We start from the raw sequence: 14660 nt of genomic DNA on the forward strand, positions 1-14660 counted from the left end.
CGTTCCAGCGAATAATTATTGCAACTGGGTAAACGATTCGCGGGGAAAGCTGGATTTTGTCTGATGATTATTGGTGTGCCGGAACACATTCGCGGCGTGCGTTGAACGATGAAGCGGCGCGATCCGGGACAGTGGTGTATCGAAACCGCATGAAAAGTTGTTACGTGACAACCCCATGACACGACTACAGGCCTTGATATCCTGAATTTCACTGCTTCCGCGCCTGCGCAAACCGTCGATTGCGCCACCCCGACAACGTGTGATGGGGCCGGAGCGGGGCGCTGAAAGCCCGGGCCGATGGCCCACGTGACGTGCGCAATCGAACCCGTGACGACAAGAATCTGCCCGCCTTCGGCAAAACGCCTATAATGTTTGGGCAAATTGCCGGAGAAGAATCATGAGCACGATCGCGTTTCACCCTTCGGGCGTCGCGCACCCGCGGCAGGCCGAATTCACGATACTCGAGCAACTGCTCGCGATTCGCGTGCGCTCGGGCGCCGATCTTGCCGAGCTGGCGAGCGCGCGCGTCGACGTCGCGGTGATCGATCGCCTGTCCGAGCGCGGCCTGAAGTCGGACGAACTCGCCTTCATCATCCCGCGGCGCACGTTGAGCCATCGCCGCCAGGCGCACGAGCGCCTGTCGCCGGAGGAATCCGACAAGGCGATCCGGCTTGCACGCATCGTCGCGCAGGCGACGGCCACGTTCGGCGACCAGGACAAGGCGATGGCGTGGCTGCGCAACGGGCTCCAGCGCTTCGGCGGGCGCACGTCGCTCGACATGTCGAGCACCGAGCACGGCGCGCGACTCGTCGAAGAGGCGCTCACGCAGATCGACGAGGGGTATTTCGCTTGACGACGCTGTGGCGGATCAGCAATTACGCCGATCTGAAAGGCATCGGCGGCTTGCGGGCCGGCGGGCGCTGGCATTTTGCCGGGCAGCCCGTCGTCTATCTCGCCGAGCATCCGGCGCTCGCGCTGCTCGAGACGCTCGTCCACTTCGAAATGGCCACCGTTGCGCAATTGCCGAGCGGATACCAGTTGCTGCGCGTCGAGGTGTCCGAATCGGTGGACGTTGCCGAGATCGCGGAAGGCGATGCGCCGGCCGACTGGCGGGAGAACGTCGACTGGACCCGCAGCGCCGGCACCGAGTGGTTGCACACGCAGCCGAGCGCACTGCTGCGCGTACCGAGCGTCGTCGTGCCGCATGCGCACAACTTCCTGTTGAATCCGCTGCACCCGGCCGCGTCCGACGTCCGCATCGCGGAAGTCATGCAGTCGCCGTACGACAGCCGGATTCTGAGGCTGGTCCAGTCGAACAAGAGCGAATAGGGCGCGTCGCGCACCGCGCACGACAAGCAGCAGGAACATGTCGTTCATTGCGCCACCGCGGCGTGGTGCACGAAACGGCAGCGCCGTTGCAGGCGCATCCGCCGAGATCAACCAGCATCCGACGAGCACCCGTTTACGCTGAAAGCGAACGTGCGGCTCATTACTGCCAGGCCGCGGCATGGCAAATCGCCGATGCGTCGTCACGACGTGCGCAATGCCGCGACAGTCAACACGCTGACCCGTCGATTACATTTTCGTAATCGAGCCGTCCCGCTGGCCGGCGAAGCCTTTCGCCCGCCGGTTTACCGGTAACATCGCCGCATATTCCAACCGAATGCGATGGAGCCGAGCATGCGCATCCTGATAGTCGAAGACGAACCGAAGACGGCCGCGTACTTGAAGAAAGGCCTCGAGGAATCCGGCTTCAGCATCGATCTCGCAAAGGACGGCGCGGAAGGGCTGATGCTCGCGCAGGAAGAGAACTACGACGTGATCGTGCTCGACGTGATGCTGCCCGTGCTCGACGGGTGGGGCGTGCTCAAGCGGCTGCGCGACACCCATACCACGCCCGTTCTGTTCCTGACTGCGCGCGACGATGTGCAGGACCGCGTGCACGGTCTCGAACTGGGCGCCGATGATTACCTCGTGAAGCCGTTCGCATTCGTCGAACTGCTCGCGCGCATCCGCACGCTGGCGCGCCGCGGGCCACCACGCGAGACCGAGCGCATCGTGGTCGGTGACCTGGAAATCGACGTCGTGCGCCGCCGCGTGAAGCGCGGCACGGTGCGGATCGACCTGACGCCACGCGAGTTCTCGCTGCTGCAGTTGCTCGCGCGCCGGCAAGGCGAGGTGCTGAGTCGCACGCAGATCGCGTCGTATGTCTGGGACATGAACTTCGACAGCGACACCAACGTCGTCGAAGTCGCCATCCGGCGACTGCGCGCGAAGATCGACGATGCGTTTCCGGTCAAGCTGATCCATACGGTGCGCGGCGTAGGCTACGTGCTCGAACCGAAGGACGGTGCATGACGCTCGGTCGATCGCTTGGCGCGACGCTCGCGCTCGCGTTCGGTGCGACGATGCTCGCGGTCTTCGCGCTCGTCGGCACGTACGTGTATACCGGCCTCGAGCGGCAGGTGAGGACGCAGGACGATCTCGACATCGTGCTTGCCGCACGACACACGCGCCGGCTCGCGGGCGAACTCGATTCGCTCGACGCCGTGCGCGCGCATGCGGATCGGCTGACGAGCCAGGTGCTCGGGAACGCGGCACTGTCGATGGCCGTGGTCGACGAGCGGGGCAATGTGCTCGCGCGGCACAACGTCAGGCGAACCGAGCGCGAGGATCTGCCGCCGGCTGCGTCGGGCACGGCGTCGCCCGCACCGGCTGCGTTGCCCGATGCCGAGCTGTTTCCGCGCCACGCGACGCCGGTGCCGGCGGCCGAACGGATCACCGTCGACCGGATCGCGACATGGCGCGCCGATGGCGGCACGCCCGGGCGCGGTGTCGTGGCCGGCGCGATGCTGCGCGACGGTACGCAGATCCGCATCGCGATCGCGCGCGACATGAGCGATCGCGCCGAACTGCTCGACGGCTATCGCAACAAGCTGAAGCTCGCCGGCGGGCTGGGCGCGCTGTGCGCGATGCTGCTCAGCTTCTGGCTGATCCGCACGGCGCTCGCACCGCTGCGCGAGATCGTCGCGAACACCGGCCGGATCACCGTCGACAAGCTCGACGCGCGGCTCGACGCCGCGCGTGCGCCGCGCGAACTGCGCGCGCTCGTCGATGCGCAGAACGCGATGCTCGGCCGCCTGCAGCAAGCGTTCGGACATCTGTCGCAATTCAGCGCCGATCTCGCGCACGATCTGCGCACGCCGCTGAACAACATGCGCGGCGCGACCGAGGTGGCGCTTGCGCGGCCGCGTTCGCCCGGCGAATACCAGGCGCTGCTCGAATCGAATCTCGAGGAATACGACCGTCTCGCGCGGATGATCGAGAACGTGCTGTTTCTCGCGCGCGCCGAACACCCGACCTTCGTGACGCGGCAGCGCGCGTTTGACGTGCATGACGAGCTGACGCGCATCGCCGAATACTTCGAAGGGCTCGCCGATGAAGCGGGTTCGACGCTGCGTGTGGAAGGGCACGGCCAGCTGACTGCCGATGTCGAGCTGTTTCGCCGCGCGGTCGGCAACCTGCTCGCGAATGCGCTGCGCTATACGCCTGCGGGCGGCGTCATCGCGCTGAGCGTCGACGAAACGGCGGACGCGGTACGCGTCGTCGTCGAGAATCCCGGCGAGCCGATCGATCCCGCGCTGCTGCCGCGCATCTTCGACCGATTCGTGCGCGGCGACCCCGCGCGCAGCGGCGGCGTGCCGGGCGGCACGGCCGGGCTCGGGCTCGCGATCGTGCGCTCGGTGATGGAGCTGCACGGCGGCACCGCGCGCGTCGAAAGCGACGCGGCGGGCACGCGGTTCATCCTCATCTTCGTCAGGAATCCTGCGTCTTGATCGCCGTGCCCGGCCCGGCGGCGGCAGCAGCGACATCCGCGCCCGCGTGCCAGCCGCCGCCCAGCGCCTTCAGCAATCCGACCGCAGCCTCCATCCGGCGCGCGGCGATCTGGTCGGCCAGGCGCCGATTGGTCAGCGCGATCGTCTGCGCGGTCACCACGTCCAGATAGCTGACGGCGCCGGCATTGAAGCGATTCGTCGTCAACCGCAGCGACAGGTCGGCCGCGTCGGTCGCGCGCCGCTGACTGGCGGCTTCGGACGTGAGCGCATCGAGCGCCGACAGTTGATCCTCGACCTGCTGGAATGCGCCCAACACGGTCTGCCGATAGTCGGCTATCTCGCCATCGTACTGCGCGTGCGCGCCGCGCAGCGTCGCGCTGCGCCGGCCACCGTCGAACAGCGTGCCGACGAGTTGCGGGCCGAGCGACCAGAACAGGCTTGGCGCGGTCAGCCACGGCGTGAAGAACCCGCTTTCGAGCCCCGCGCTCGCCGACAGCACGAGGTCGGGGAAGAACGCGGCGCGCGCTTCGCCGATCTGCGCGTTCGCGGCCGCGACGCGACGCTCGGCAGCCGCGATGTCAGGCCGTCGTTCGAGCAGTTGCGACGGCACGCCGGCCGGAATGGCAGGCACGTCGAACGCTTGAACGCGCGGCGGCAATGCGAACGTCGATGCGTTTTCGCCGACGAGCGTCGCGATCGCATGCTGGAGCTGTGCGCGCGACGCGTCGATGTCGGTATCCTGCGTGCGCGTCGCTTCCAGTTGTGTTTCGGCTTGTGCGACGGCGGATGCATCGATCGCGCCGGCCGCGAGCTGCTGTTGCAGCAGCTTCAGTGCATCCGCATAGGCCCGCACCGTGTCGTCGAGCAGCTGCTTTTGCGTGTCGAGCGAGCGCAGCGCGAAATAGTCGGTCGCGAGTTCGGCCGTGACCGACAGTTTGACGGCTTGCAGATCGGCCGCGCTCGCGTCTGCGTTCGCCTGCGCACCTGCCACCGCATCGCGCACGCGGCCGAACACGTCGGGTTCCCAGCTTGCCGCCACGCCCACCTGATGGTCGGGTGTCGTCTTGCCGGCGAGTGACGAACCCAGCTTGTTCTGCGATATGCGTGAACGGTTTTGCGCAACGCCCGCCGTCACGGTCGGCAGAAACCCCGCATGCTGGTAGTCGACCGTCGCGCGCGCTTGCTCGAGGTCGGCAACGGCTTTCTTCACGGTCTGATTCGACACGTCGACGCGCGCTTCGAGCGCGTTCAGATCGGCGTCGTTGAACACGGTCCACCACGCGCCGCGCGACGCGGCATCGGCTGGCGCCGCGACCTGCCAGCCCGGTTGCGCGGCCGGCGCGCCCGCGGCCGGTATGCCGGCATAGTGCGTGGGCACGGCGACGGTAGGCGGCGAATAGGGCGGCAGCGTCGAGCAAGCGGTCAACGCGGCGACAACGCCGAGCGCGACGACGCGGCGGGCGAACGGGAGCGGGCGAGGAAGACGCATGGCGGGAATCTCACGGGTAGGCATGGCGGGTCAGGTGCGGGCGTTCGAGGTGCGCGCAACGGGCGCGGAGGCGGGCATGGACGTCGCCGCGCGCGGCGCTGACGGCACGCCGCTTGCCGTGGCCGGTTGCGCTGCCGGCGAAGCGGCCGGCACCGCGCCGTGCTCGACCGACACGATCTTCACGGTTTCGCCGCTTGCGATCGAATCGCCCGGGTTGTCGATCACGCGATCGGCCGCGCCGAGCCCCGCGACGATCTCGACGTGCGTGCCGAAATCGCGCCCGATCTGCACGGTCTTCAGCGCCGTGCGTCCATTCGCGTCGACCGTTGCAACCGTCACGCCGTTCGGCCGGTACAGCAGTGCACTGACCGGCAGCTCGAACGCGGGCGCCGCGCTCGGCACGAGCAGGTGCGCCTGCGCATACGCGCCGGGCAGCAACGCGCCATCGCGATTGTCGACGTCGATCTCGACGCGCAGCGTGCGCGTGACCGGGTCGATCGCGCCCGCGCTGCGGGCGACGTGCGCGGCGAAGCGCCGCCCCGGATATTGCTGCGTGGTCAGGTAGACGGCCGTGCCGGTGGAGACGCCGGCCGCGCTGTCCTGCGGCACGTCGACGAACACGCGCAGCGTGTCGGTCTGCTCCAGATGAAACAGTTCGCCCGACAGCCCGGGGCTGCCCGGCGTGCCGCCCGCCGTCACGAGCGTGCCGACGTCGACGTTGCGCGCGGTAATCACGCCGTCGAACGGCGCGCTCACCGATTCGAACGACACGAGCTCGTTCAGATGGGCGGTATTGGCCTGCGCCGATGAGAGCATCGCGCGCTTCGCGTTCATGTCGGCAACCTTCGTGTCGGCGTCCTGCTGCGACACCGATTGCGTCTTCAGCATGTCCTGCCAGCGCTGCGCGGTCGATTTCGCATAGTCGTAGTTCGCTTGCGCCGTCGCCGCGTCCGCACGCGCCTGGCGCAGTTGCGCGTCGAGGTCGGGCGCCGTGATCTGCGCGAGCGTTTGCCCGGCCTTCACATGCGTGCCGATGTCCGCGCTCCAATGTGCGATGTAGCCGCTCGTGCGCGCGTAGATCGACGCTTCCGCATACGGCGTCACGGCACCCGGCAGCGTGAGCGTCTGGTCGGCCGGTGCGGCGCCGGGCTGGATCACGGTCACCGGCAGCGCCTGCTGTGCCGCCACCTGGTGGCGCTGCGCGGTGCGCGCGTCGATGCGCGGCACGATGCCGATCGCGAGCAGCGCGGCGGCGACGGCAATCGCGGCAAGCGGGACGGCCAGCTTGCGGCCGCGCCGGGGCGGCGGTGTTTCCGGCGCTGCGCCGCGCGCGGCAGGCGGCATCGTTTCCGGTTCGGCAGCCGGCGGCGGGGTGAGAGGTTCGGTCGTGTCGTTCATGATGAGTTCGATGTCGGGCGAGTCGAAGGGAATCGGGATGCGTGCTTGATCAGCGCACCACCGGCATGTCGTGCGCGCGGCGGGCGGCGGCCGCTTCGCGGCGTCGGCCGAGCCATGCGTGGATGAAGCCGAACAGCACAGGTACGAACAGCAGTGTCGACAGCGTGCCGAACGCCAGCCCGCCGATCACGGCACGGCCAAGCGGGGCATTTTGTTCGCCGCCGTCGCCGAGGCCGAGCGCCATCGGCAGCATGCCGATCAGCATCGCGAGTGCGGTCATCACGACCGGACGAAAGCGGCTGAATCCGGCCTCGAGCGCGGCCTGCCACGGTGATGCGCCGCTCGCGATCAGCTCGCGCGCCGCGTTGACGACGAGGATGCTGTTCGCGGTCGCGATGCCGATGCACAGGATCGTGCCGGTCAGCGCGGGCACCGACAGCGTGGTGCGCGTGACGAACAGCATCCATGCGATGCCGGCGAGCGACGCGGGCAGGCCGCCAACGATCACGAGTGGGTCCAGCCACGACTGGAAGTTGACGACCATCAGCAAGTAGACGAGCGCGATCGCGATCGCGAGGCCGCCGAGCAGCCCGGCAAACGATTCGTGCATCGCCTGCACCTGGCCGCGCAGCACGATCGACGAACCGGGCGGCAGTTGCGCGCGCGCATCGTCGACGAGCTTCGTCACGTCGGCCGTGACGCCACCCAGATCGCGCCCCTGCACCGACGCGAAGATGTCGAGCACGGGCTGCACGTTGTAATGCGACACCACGGCCTGCTGCGTCGCGCGGGAGAACGCGCCCAATGCGCCGAGCAGGTTCTGTGCGGGCGCGCCTGCGGCCGGACCGCCGGCGGGCGTCTGCGGCGGGCGCGCGGCGCCCGTCGGCAGCGGTATGTTCGCCAGCGCCTGCAGCGAATCGACGGAATACTGCGGGGCCTGCACGATCAACGGGTAGCTGACGCCGTTGCGCGGATCGAGCCAGAAGTTCGGCGTCGTCTGCGAACTGCCCGACAGCGCGATCAGCAGGTTCTGCGCGACGTCGCGTTGTTCGAGGCCGGCCTGAATCGCCTTCGTGCGGTCCACGTCGACGTTGATCGCCGGCTCGTCGCCGGGCTGCTGGATGCGCGTATCGACGAGGCCGCGCACGCCGCGCAGCTTGGCAAGCAGCGCATTCGCCACCGCGCGGTTCTGGTCCAGCTTGTTGCCGACGATCTGGATGTCCACCGGCGCGGGCAGTCCGAAATTGAGGATCTGGCTGACGATGTCGGCCGGCAGGAAGGCGAACGTTACGCCCGGGAACGATTGGGCCAGCAGGTTGCGCAGCTTCGCGACATACGCCGCCGTCGGCGCGTGGTTCGGCTTCAGCGTGATGTTCACGTCCGCATCCTCGGTGCCGATCGGGTCGGACGAGTCGTACGTGAGGTTGATCCCGCTCACCGGCACGCCGATGTTGTCGAGCATGCCGGCCAGTTGGTTCGCCGGAATCACGGTCCGGATGCGCGCTTCCACTTCGTCGGTGAGGCGCGCGGTTTCCTCGATCCGCGTGCCGGTCGGGGCGCGCAGATGCAGACGGATCTCGCCCGTGTCGACCGACGGGAAGAAATCCTGGCCGGCGAATGCGAACAGGCCGGTCGATGCGGCGCATGCAAGAAGAAACGCGGCCGCGAAACGGCGGCGATTCGAGATCGCCGCCGACAGCAGCGCGCGATAGCGCAGCCGGACCGCCTCGAAGCGACGTTCAAACGCGGCCTGGAATCGTGCGATGCGCGCGAACACACCACGCGGCGGGCGGCCTTGCCCCTTCGCGCGCATCAGGACCATGGCGAGCGTCGGCACCAGCGTGCGCGAGAAGAAATACGACGCGATCATCGCGAAGATCACCGCTTCGGCCAACGGCACGAACAGGTAGCGCGCGACGCCCGTGAGCATGAACATCGGCACGAACACGATGCAGATCGACAGCGTCGACACGAAGGTCGGCACGGCAATTTCGCCCGAGCCGGTCAGAATGGCGTCTTCCAGCGGCGCGCCGCGTTCGAGATGATGCGTGATGTTCTCGATCGCGACGGTCGCGTCGTCGACCAGTATCCCGACCGCGAGTGCGAGCCCACCGAGCGTCATGATGTTGATGGTCTGGCCGAGCGCGCCCAGCGCGAGCAGCGACGTGAGCACGGCAAGCGGAATCGATACGGCGATGATCAACGTCGCGCGCCAGCTGCCGAGGAACAACAGGATCATCAGCGCGGTCAGGCAGGCGGCGATCAGCGCTTCGCGCACGACGCCCTGGACCGCCGCCTTCACGAACACCGACTGATCGCCGAGCGCGGAGATGTGCAGCGCTTTCGGCAAGCCGGCCGCGATCTTCGGCAGCATCGCCTTGACCTGGTCGATGATCGTCAGTGTCGACGCGCTGCCGGTCTTCTCGACGGTCAGCAGTGCCGCGCGCTTGCCGTCGACGCGCACGATGTTGGTCTGCGGTGCGTAGCCGTCTCGAACGTGCGCGACGTCGTGCACATAGACCACGTTGCCGTCGATCGTCTTGACGGGCAGGTTGTTCAGCGCGGCGACCGTCTGGGTGCTGCCGTTCATCTGCACGTTGTACTCGCGCGTGCCGATCTTCGCGGTGCCGCCCGGCAGGATCAGGTTCTGCGCGTTGATCGCGTTCACCACGTCGATCGGCGCGAGCCCTTTCGCCTGCAGCGCGCGCGTGTCGAGGTCGACGACGATCTGGCGAATCTTGCCACCGAACGGCAGCGGCACCGCCGCGCCCTGCACGGTCGCGAGCTGCGTGCGAATGAAGCTGTTGCCGAGGTCGTACAGTTGCTGTTCGGCAAGCGTGTTGCTCGACAGTCCCAGCTGCAGGATCGGCACCGTCGACGCGTTGTACGTGATGATGTTCGGCGGCAGCGTGCCGGGCGGCAGGATCCGCAGGATCGACGCGGAATTGCTCGCGGCTTCCGCGATCGCGCGATTGATGTCCGCGCCGGGGTGGAAGAATATCTTCACGACCGACACCCCGTTCAGCGACTGCGATTCGATGTGTTCGATGTCGTCGACGTCCGACGTCAGCGCGCGCTCGTAGTTGGACGTGATTCGCTTGGCCATGTCCTCGGCGGAAAAGCCGTTGTACGACCAGACGATGCTGACGACCGGAATGTCGATGTTCGGGAAGATGTCGGTCGGCATGCGCAGGATCGCGAGCGGTCCCGCGATGAAGATCAGCAGCGCGAGTACGACGAATGTATAGGGCCTGCGCAACGCCAGCCGGACGATCCACATGATTTTTTTCCTCGAAGCAGGGCATGGGTGCCGCATTCGATGCGGTGAGCATGCAGTCTGCTGGCGCGGCGTTGACCCGATGCTGACCTGAACATTACGAAACTGTTATCCGGGCGTGGGCGCCGGATTTCAAAATTGTCATCTGCCGGTCAGCGTGGGGTGCGGGCCGATCGCCAGAATGGACGTGTCAGGCGGCGAATCGCGATTGCGGTCACGCCGGCGGCGCATCGTCGATGCGTCTTCATTGAACCGTTCTCGGGAGTTTCATCATGAATCGCAAACTGATCGCAGCCGCACTGCTCGCCGTCGTCGTCGGAACGCCGGTCGCCGCCTTCGCACAAACTTCGTCGTCCGGCGTGACCCGTGCCGAGGTGATCGCCGATCTCGTTCAGGCACAACGCGACGGCACCGTGCCCACATCGAACTCCGACTATCCGCCGAGCGCGGCGACGGTCGCACGCAACCGCGAGCTCTACGCGATCGCGCACGGTGACCAGCGCACCGCCATGGCCGCCGCGGCAACGACGGTATCGACCGCGAGCGCGCAATGAAGCGGGGGAACGTGACAAAGCTCCGTTCCCGGATGGCGGTCGCCGCGCTGCTCGCGGCGACGGCCATGCCGGCCTTTGCGCGCGGGCAGCCGGAATTGCCGAGCGACGACGGCGGCCGTGCGAGTGTGCTGCGCGAGCTCGATCCGACGCGGGCGTCGGATGACGCGCGATCGCGCACGGCATCCGCGTCCTCGAATGGCGGCGGCAACGCACACAGGACTGCCGCGACCTGGCGGGTCCGAGCCTCGTCGAGCCCACAGGGGTAATCCGGGGAGCCGGCTCGAGATCCTTTTCACGCACGTACGTCGAAGTCGGCGCGACAGTGAGCCGCGACGGTGTAACCCTGTCGCGCGTCGGCTATCACCCAGGCGATCGGCTCGTCCGCATCGCCAGTTTCGCCCACCATGTCTGAAGTCCCGATAGCGAATCGGTAGCCCGAATGCCGGCCCGGACGATGGCGTCAGAAGATGTCGTGCGGATTGGCACGGGAGGCCGGCAGCGTAACCGCCGGCGCCGTCAAGCAAGCCCGTGCTTGCTGCGCCGCCGACGCCGGTCACATCGCATCAATTCCTTATTGCGCAAAAAAATCCGGTCATGGGACTATCGATGGCGTTGTCCGCCCGCCGAGGGGGGCGCCGTCAGCGTGACGAATTCGCGACGACCTACGAAAATCCCGAGAGACCATGAACAGAACCGCGCTTTTCCCGTACGTGTCCGCACTGGTCGCCGCCGTCCTGATGACGGCGTGCGGCAGTGACGAAATCGAAAACAACGCGGGTTCCACGTCGCCGCCCGCGCCCGACACGAGCTGCCTCGCGATCGACAGCAGCGGCTCGACGGTCGTCGTGGGCTCGAACCAGCCCGGCGATCCGTCATTGCCGGAAGCCTCGTCGGGCTACCGCACCGGCATGAAGCCCGTCTACGCGAAGCGGTACCTCGTGGCCACCTCGAACGCGTATGCAAGCGCGGCCGGTTGCGCGGTGCTGAAGCGGGGCGGCACGGCCGCCGATGCGGCGGTCGCCGTGCAGGCCGTGCTCGGCCTGACGGTGCCCGAGGCGACCGGCCTCGGCTCGGGCGGCGTGCTGCTCTACTACGATGCGCGCGGCAAGACGCTGCAGGCGTACGACGGACGGGAAACGGCGCCGGCGGCGGCAACGGAGAACTATCTGCGCTATGTCGACGACCAGAACGACCGGTCGGCGCCGCAACCGAACGCGCGTGCAAGCGGCCGTTCGATCGGCACGATCGGCGTACCGAGGCTCATCGAGGCGTTGCAGCAGGATCACGGCAAGCTGCCGTGGCAGGGGCTGTTCGGCGACGCGATCACGCTCGCGACCAATGGCTTTCCGATCGGCGGCCGGCTGGCCGACGCGATCGCGTTGAACGCCGCGAACCTGAAGCGCGATCCCGAGGCCGCCGCGTATTTCCTGAAGGCGGACGGCACGCCGAAAACGCTCGGCACCGTGCTGAAGAACCCGGCTTACGCGCACACGCTGACGCTGATGGCACAGTCCGGCGCGAGTGCGCTGTACACGGGGCAGATCGCGCAGGACATCGTCGCGAAGATCGCGACGACGCAGGGCGCCGACGGCTCGACGATCACGCCGGGCAAGACGACCGTCGCCGATCTGGCCGCGTACCAGGCGAAGCGTCGCGACCCCGTGTGCACGACCTATCGCAGCTACTGGGTATGCGGGATGCCGCCGCCGTCGTCGGGCGGTATCGCGGTCGCGTCGGCGCTCGGCATTATCGAGAACTTCGACCTGAAGTCGCTGAAGCCGACGGCGATTGATCTCGAAGGCGGCAAGCCGACCGTCGCCGGCGTGCACCTGATCACCGAAGCCGAGCGGCTCGCGTATGCCGATCGCGACAAATACGTGGCCGATACGGATTTCGTGCCGCTGCCGGGCGGCACGTGGGACACGCTGCTGAACAAGCCGTACCTGAAGTCGCGTGCCGCATTGATCGACACGAACCGCAGCATGGGCACCGCGCAGCCCGGCAATTTCGGTGCAGTGCCGCTCGGCGTCGACACGACGCTGATCGAACACGGCACGAACCATTTCACGATCGTCGATGCGGACGGCAGCGTGCTGAGCGCGACGACGACCGTCGAGTCGAGCATGGGCTCGTTCCACATGACCAACGGCTTCCTGCTGAACAACCAGCTGACCGATTTCTCGGCGAACCCGCTCGACAGTGCCGGCAATCCGGTGGCGAACCGCGTGCAGCCGGGCAAGCGGCCGCGCAGCTCGATGGCGCCGACGATCGTGTTCGGCACGGCCGCGGACGGCTCGCGCGGCGATTTCGTGATGGCTACCGGCTCGCCGGGCGGCGGTACGATTCCGCAATACGTGGTGAAGACGCTCGTCGGCGCGCTCGACTGGGGGCTCGATGCGCAGCAGTCCGCGGGCCTCGTCGATTTCGGCGCGAGCAACAGCCCGACGACGAACATCGGCGGCGAGCATCCGAACGTCAATGCGTCGAACAACGGCGCGAACGATCCGTTGATCACGGGCCTCGTCGCGCTCGGGCACAAGGTATCGACGTCCGCGCAGGCGAGCGGCGTCAACACCGTGATGCGCGTGACGGTCGGACAGTCGCCCGCGCTGCAGGGCGGTACCGATCCGCGTCGCGAAGGCGTCGTGCTCGGCGACACGTTCAGGCCGTAAGCGGGCGGTAGCGGAGAATGGCGTGCGGCTCCCGTCTGCCGGTCGCGGCGGATACGGGGCTGCGCGTCGCCGATGCCGAACGTGAAAGCGGCGCATGGCGGCACCGATCGATGAACAGAACGGCCACGCATCGTGGCAAGGGGCCGCCGTGACGAACGCGCATCTGCTTGAAATGGACGCCATCCTGTCGGCCCCGGGGTTTTTCGATTTCCTCGGCGACATCGATTGCGATCGCGCGCTGGCCAGCCGCGACGCGGACCCGTTCGACGCGTGCTGGATGACGGCGTTCGACGAAGTCGACGGCGAACCGGGTGCCGCGCTCGACAAGCGGGCGGTGGATGCGCTCAGGGAAAAGGCGTTCAGGCTGGCGTTCCGCGCATCGGGGAATGCCGACGTCGCGGCGTGCGTGTCCGACGACATCGAGCTGATCGCGCGCAGCCGTTCATCGGGCCGCACTGACGGCTGGCCGAGCAAGGTCCTTTGGGATGCCTACAGGAATGGTCGCTTTCCCTGCTAGCCGGCACGTTGTGCCCGGTGCACCGATACATGCCATCGGACGGCGCCAATCTCGGGCCGGTCGCGGTGATTGTCAAGGAGTGTGAGTCAATCGTCAGCATTTGCAACGGAAGTAACAGTCCCCGCAATTCGATGGTTTTGGACGTTGGCGCCGCTACATTGGCTCCACCTGCCGCACGTCGCGGTGAGGCATGCGACCAGCCGCAGAACGCGGCCCGCAGCAACAACGTCTTTGGGGAGAATGACCATGAACAAGATTCGCACGATTCTGCTTGGCGCCGCGCTGACGGCAATCGCATCGGCGGCTTTCGCACAAACGGCCCAGACGGGCGCTGAGGGTTCGGCCGGCGTCGGCGCACAAGTCCAGACGCCGCTGCTCGGCGGCGGCGTGGGCGTGCAGGCTGGCGCGGGCGCCAATGCCGCAGGCTCGGGTTCGGGCGCAGGCAACGTCGTCGGCGGTGCGCTGAACGGCGTGGGCAAGACGGTCGGCGGCGTCGGCTCGGCGGCCGGTAACGCGGTCGGTGGCGCGACGCAGGCAGTCGGCTCGGCCGCCGGCTCCGCGAAGGACGCGGCGGTATCGGCCGCGCACGCGACGAAGTCGCACGTGAAGCACGTCGCGAGCTCGGCGAAGAGCCATGCGCAAGGCGCGGTGTCGACGGCGGGCGATGTCGCCGGCGGCGCGAAGGCGAAGGCCGGCGAAGCGCTCGAGGGCGCGACGAACTCGGTGCAGGGCGGCGCATCGGTCGGCGTGAAGGGTTCGGCGTCGGCGCAAGGCGGCGCGCTGTAAGCGATCTGCTTCCCGCACAAGCCCGGCCCGCTTCGATGCGGGCCGGGTTTTTTTATGGTTCTTCACGGATTAGCGTGAAGGCGAGGCCTAAAAGGAAAGCGGTGCCCGAAGGAATAGACTGGTTGTGCGAC

Annotated in this window: 11 protein-coding genes; 8 read left to right on the top strand and 3 right to left on the bottom strand. The window is 67.5% G+C overall.

Translation table 11 applies throughout. From position 1 onward, the window contains the following. Positions 1-397: 397 nt before the first annotated feature. The 4 genes from SB786_RS34105 (at position 398) to SB786_RS34120 (ending at position 3836) form a co-directional block, all read left to right on the top strand. Positions 398-853 carry an antitoxin Xre/MbcA/ParS toxin-binding domain-containing protein gene (locus tag SB786_RS34105; RefSeq protein WP_006753033.1) on the top strand — a complete coding sequence of 152 codons (456 nt, stop codon included), beginning with the start codon at positions 398-400 and terminating at the stop codon, positions 851-853. Then, positions 850-1329, top strand: a complete 480-nt coding sequence (locus SB786_RS34110) for an RES family NAD+ phosphorylase (RefSeq protein ID WP_006759650.1) — start codon at positions 850-852, stop codon at positions 1327-1329. Before SB786_RS34105 ends, SB786_RS34110 begins: the two co-directional genes overlap by 4 nt. Positions 1330-1680: 351 nt before the next feature. Then, on the top strand, positions 1681-2358 hold the full coding sequence (locus SB786_RS34115; protein ID WP_006759651.1) for a heavy metal response regulator transcription factor: 678 nt from the start codon (positions 1681-1683) through the stop codon (positions 2356-2358). After that, complete coding sequence (locus SB786_RS34120) at positions 2355-3836, top strand: heavy metal sensor histidine kinase (RefSeq protein WP_410731298.1); 1482 nt, start codon at positions 2355-2357, stop codon at positions 3834-3836. Before SB786_RS34115 ends, SB786_RS34120 begins: the two co-directional genes overlap by 4 nt. On the opposite strand, the gene SB786_RS34125 is transcribed toward SB786_RS34120, so the two are convergent. The 3 genes from SB786_RS34125 to SB786_RS34135 are packed head-to-tail and all read right to left on the bottom strand — an operon-like array spanning position 3817 to position 10003. Further along, positions 3817-5325 carry an efflux transporter outer membrane subunit gene (locus SB786_RS34125; RefSeq protein WP_410731299.1) on the bottom strand — a complete coding sequence of 503 codons (1509 nt, stop codon included), beginning with the start codon at positions 5323-5325 and terminating at the stop codon, positions 3817-3819. The genes SB786_RS34120 and SB786_RS34125 overlap by 20 nt on opposite strands. A 30-nt stretch (positions 5326-5355) precedes the next feature. Then, positions 5356-6723, bottom strand: a complete 1368-nt coding sequence (locus SB786_RS34130) for an efflux RND transporter periplasmic adaptor subunit (RefSeq protein WP_410731300.1) — start codon at positions 6721-6723, stop codon at positions 5356-5358. A gap of 49 nt (positions 6724-6772) precedes the next feature. Further along, positions 6773-10003 (bottom strand): efflux RND transporter permease subunit, encoded by a 3231-nt coding sequence (locus tag SB786_RS34135; protein ID WP_410731301.1) that lies wholly within the window; start codon positions 10001-10003, stop codon positions 6773-6775. A gap of 269 nt (positions 10004-10272) precedes the next feature. On the opposite strand from SB786_RS34135, the gene SB786_RS34140 reads away from it, so the two are divergent. From SB786_RS34140 to SB786_RS34155, 4 genes are all read left to right on the top strand, one after another. Further along, complete coding sequence (locus SB786_RS34140) at positions 10273-10554, top strand: DUF4148 domain-containing protein (RefSeq protein WP_410731302.1); 282 nt, start codon at positions 10273-10275, stop codon at positions 10552-10554. Positions 10555-11237: 683 nt separating this feature from the next. Then, positions 11238-13226, top strand: a complete 1989-nt coding sequence (locus SB786_RS34145; RefSeq protein WP_410731303.1) for a gamma-glutamyltransferase family protein — start codon at positions 11238-11240, stop codon at positions 13224-13226. 172 nt (positions 13227-13398) lie between these two features. Beyond that, on the top strand, positions 13399-13743 hold the full coding sequence (locus tag SB786_RS34150) for a hypothetical protein (protein WP_410731304.1): 345 nt from the start codon (positions 13399-13401) through the stop codon (positions 13741-13743). A 246-nt stretch (positions 13744-13989) separates the two neighbouring features. Then, on the top strand, positions 13990-14529 hold the full coding sequence (locus SB786_RS34155) for a hypothetical protein (protein WP_410731305.1): 540 nt from the start codon (positions 13990-13992) through the stop codon (positions 14527-14529). Positions 14530-14660 lie beyond the last annotated feature (131 nt).

Source organism: Burkholderia sp. SIMBA_062, assembly GCF_046534765.1.
In the GTDB taxonomy this organism is placed as follows: Bacteria; Pseudomonadota; Gammaproteobacteria; order Burkholderiales; family Burkholderiaceae; genus Burkholderia; species Burkholderia ambifaria.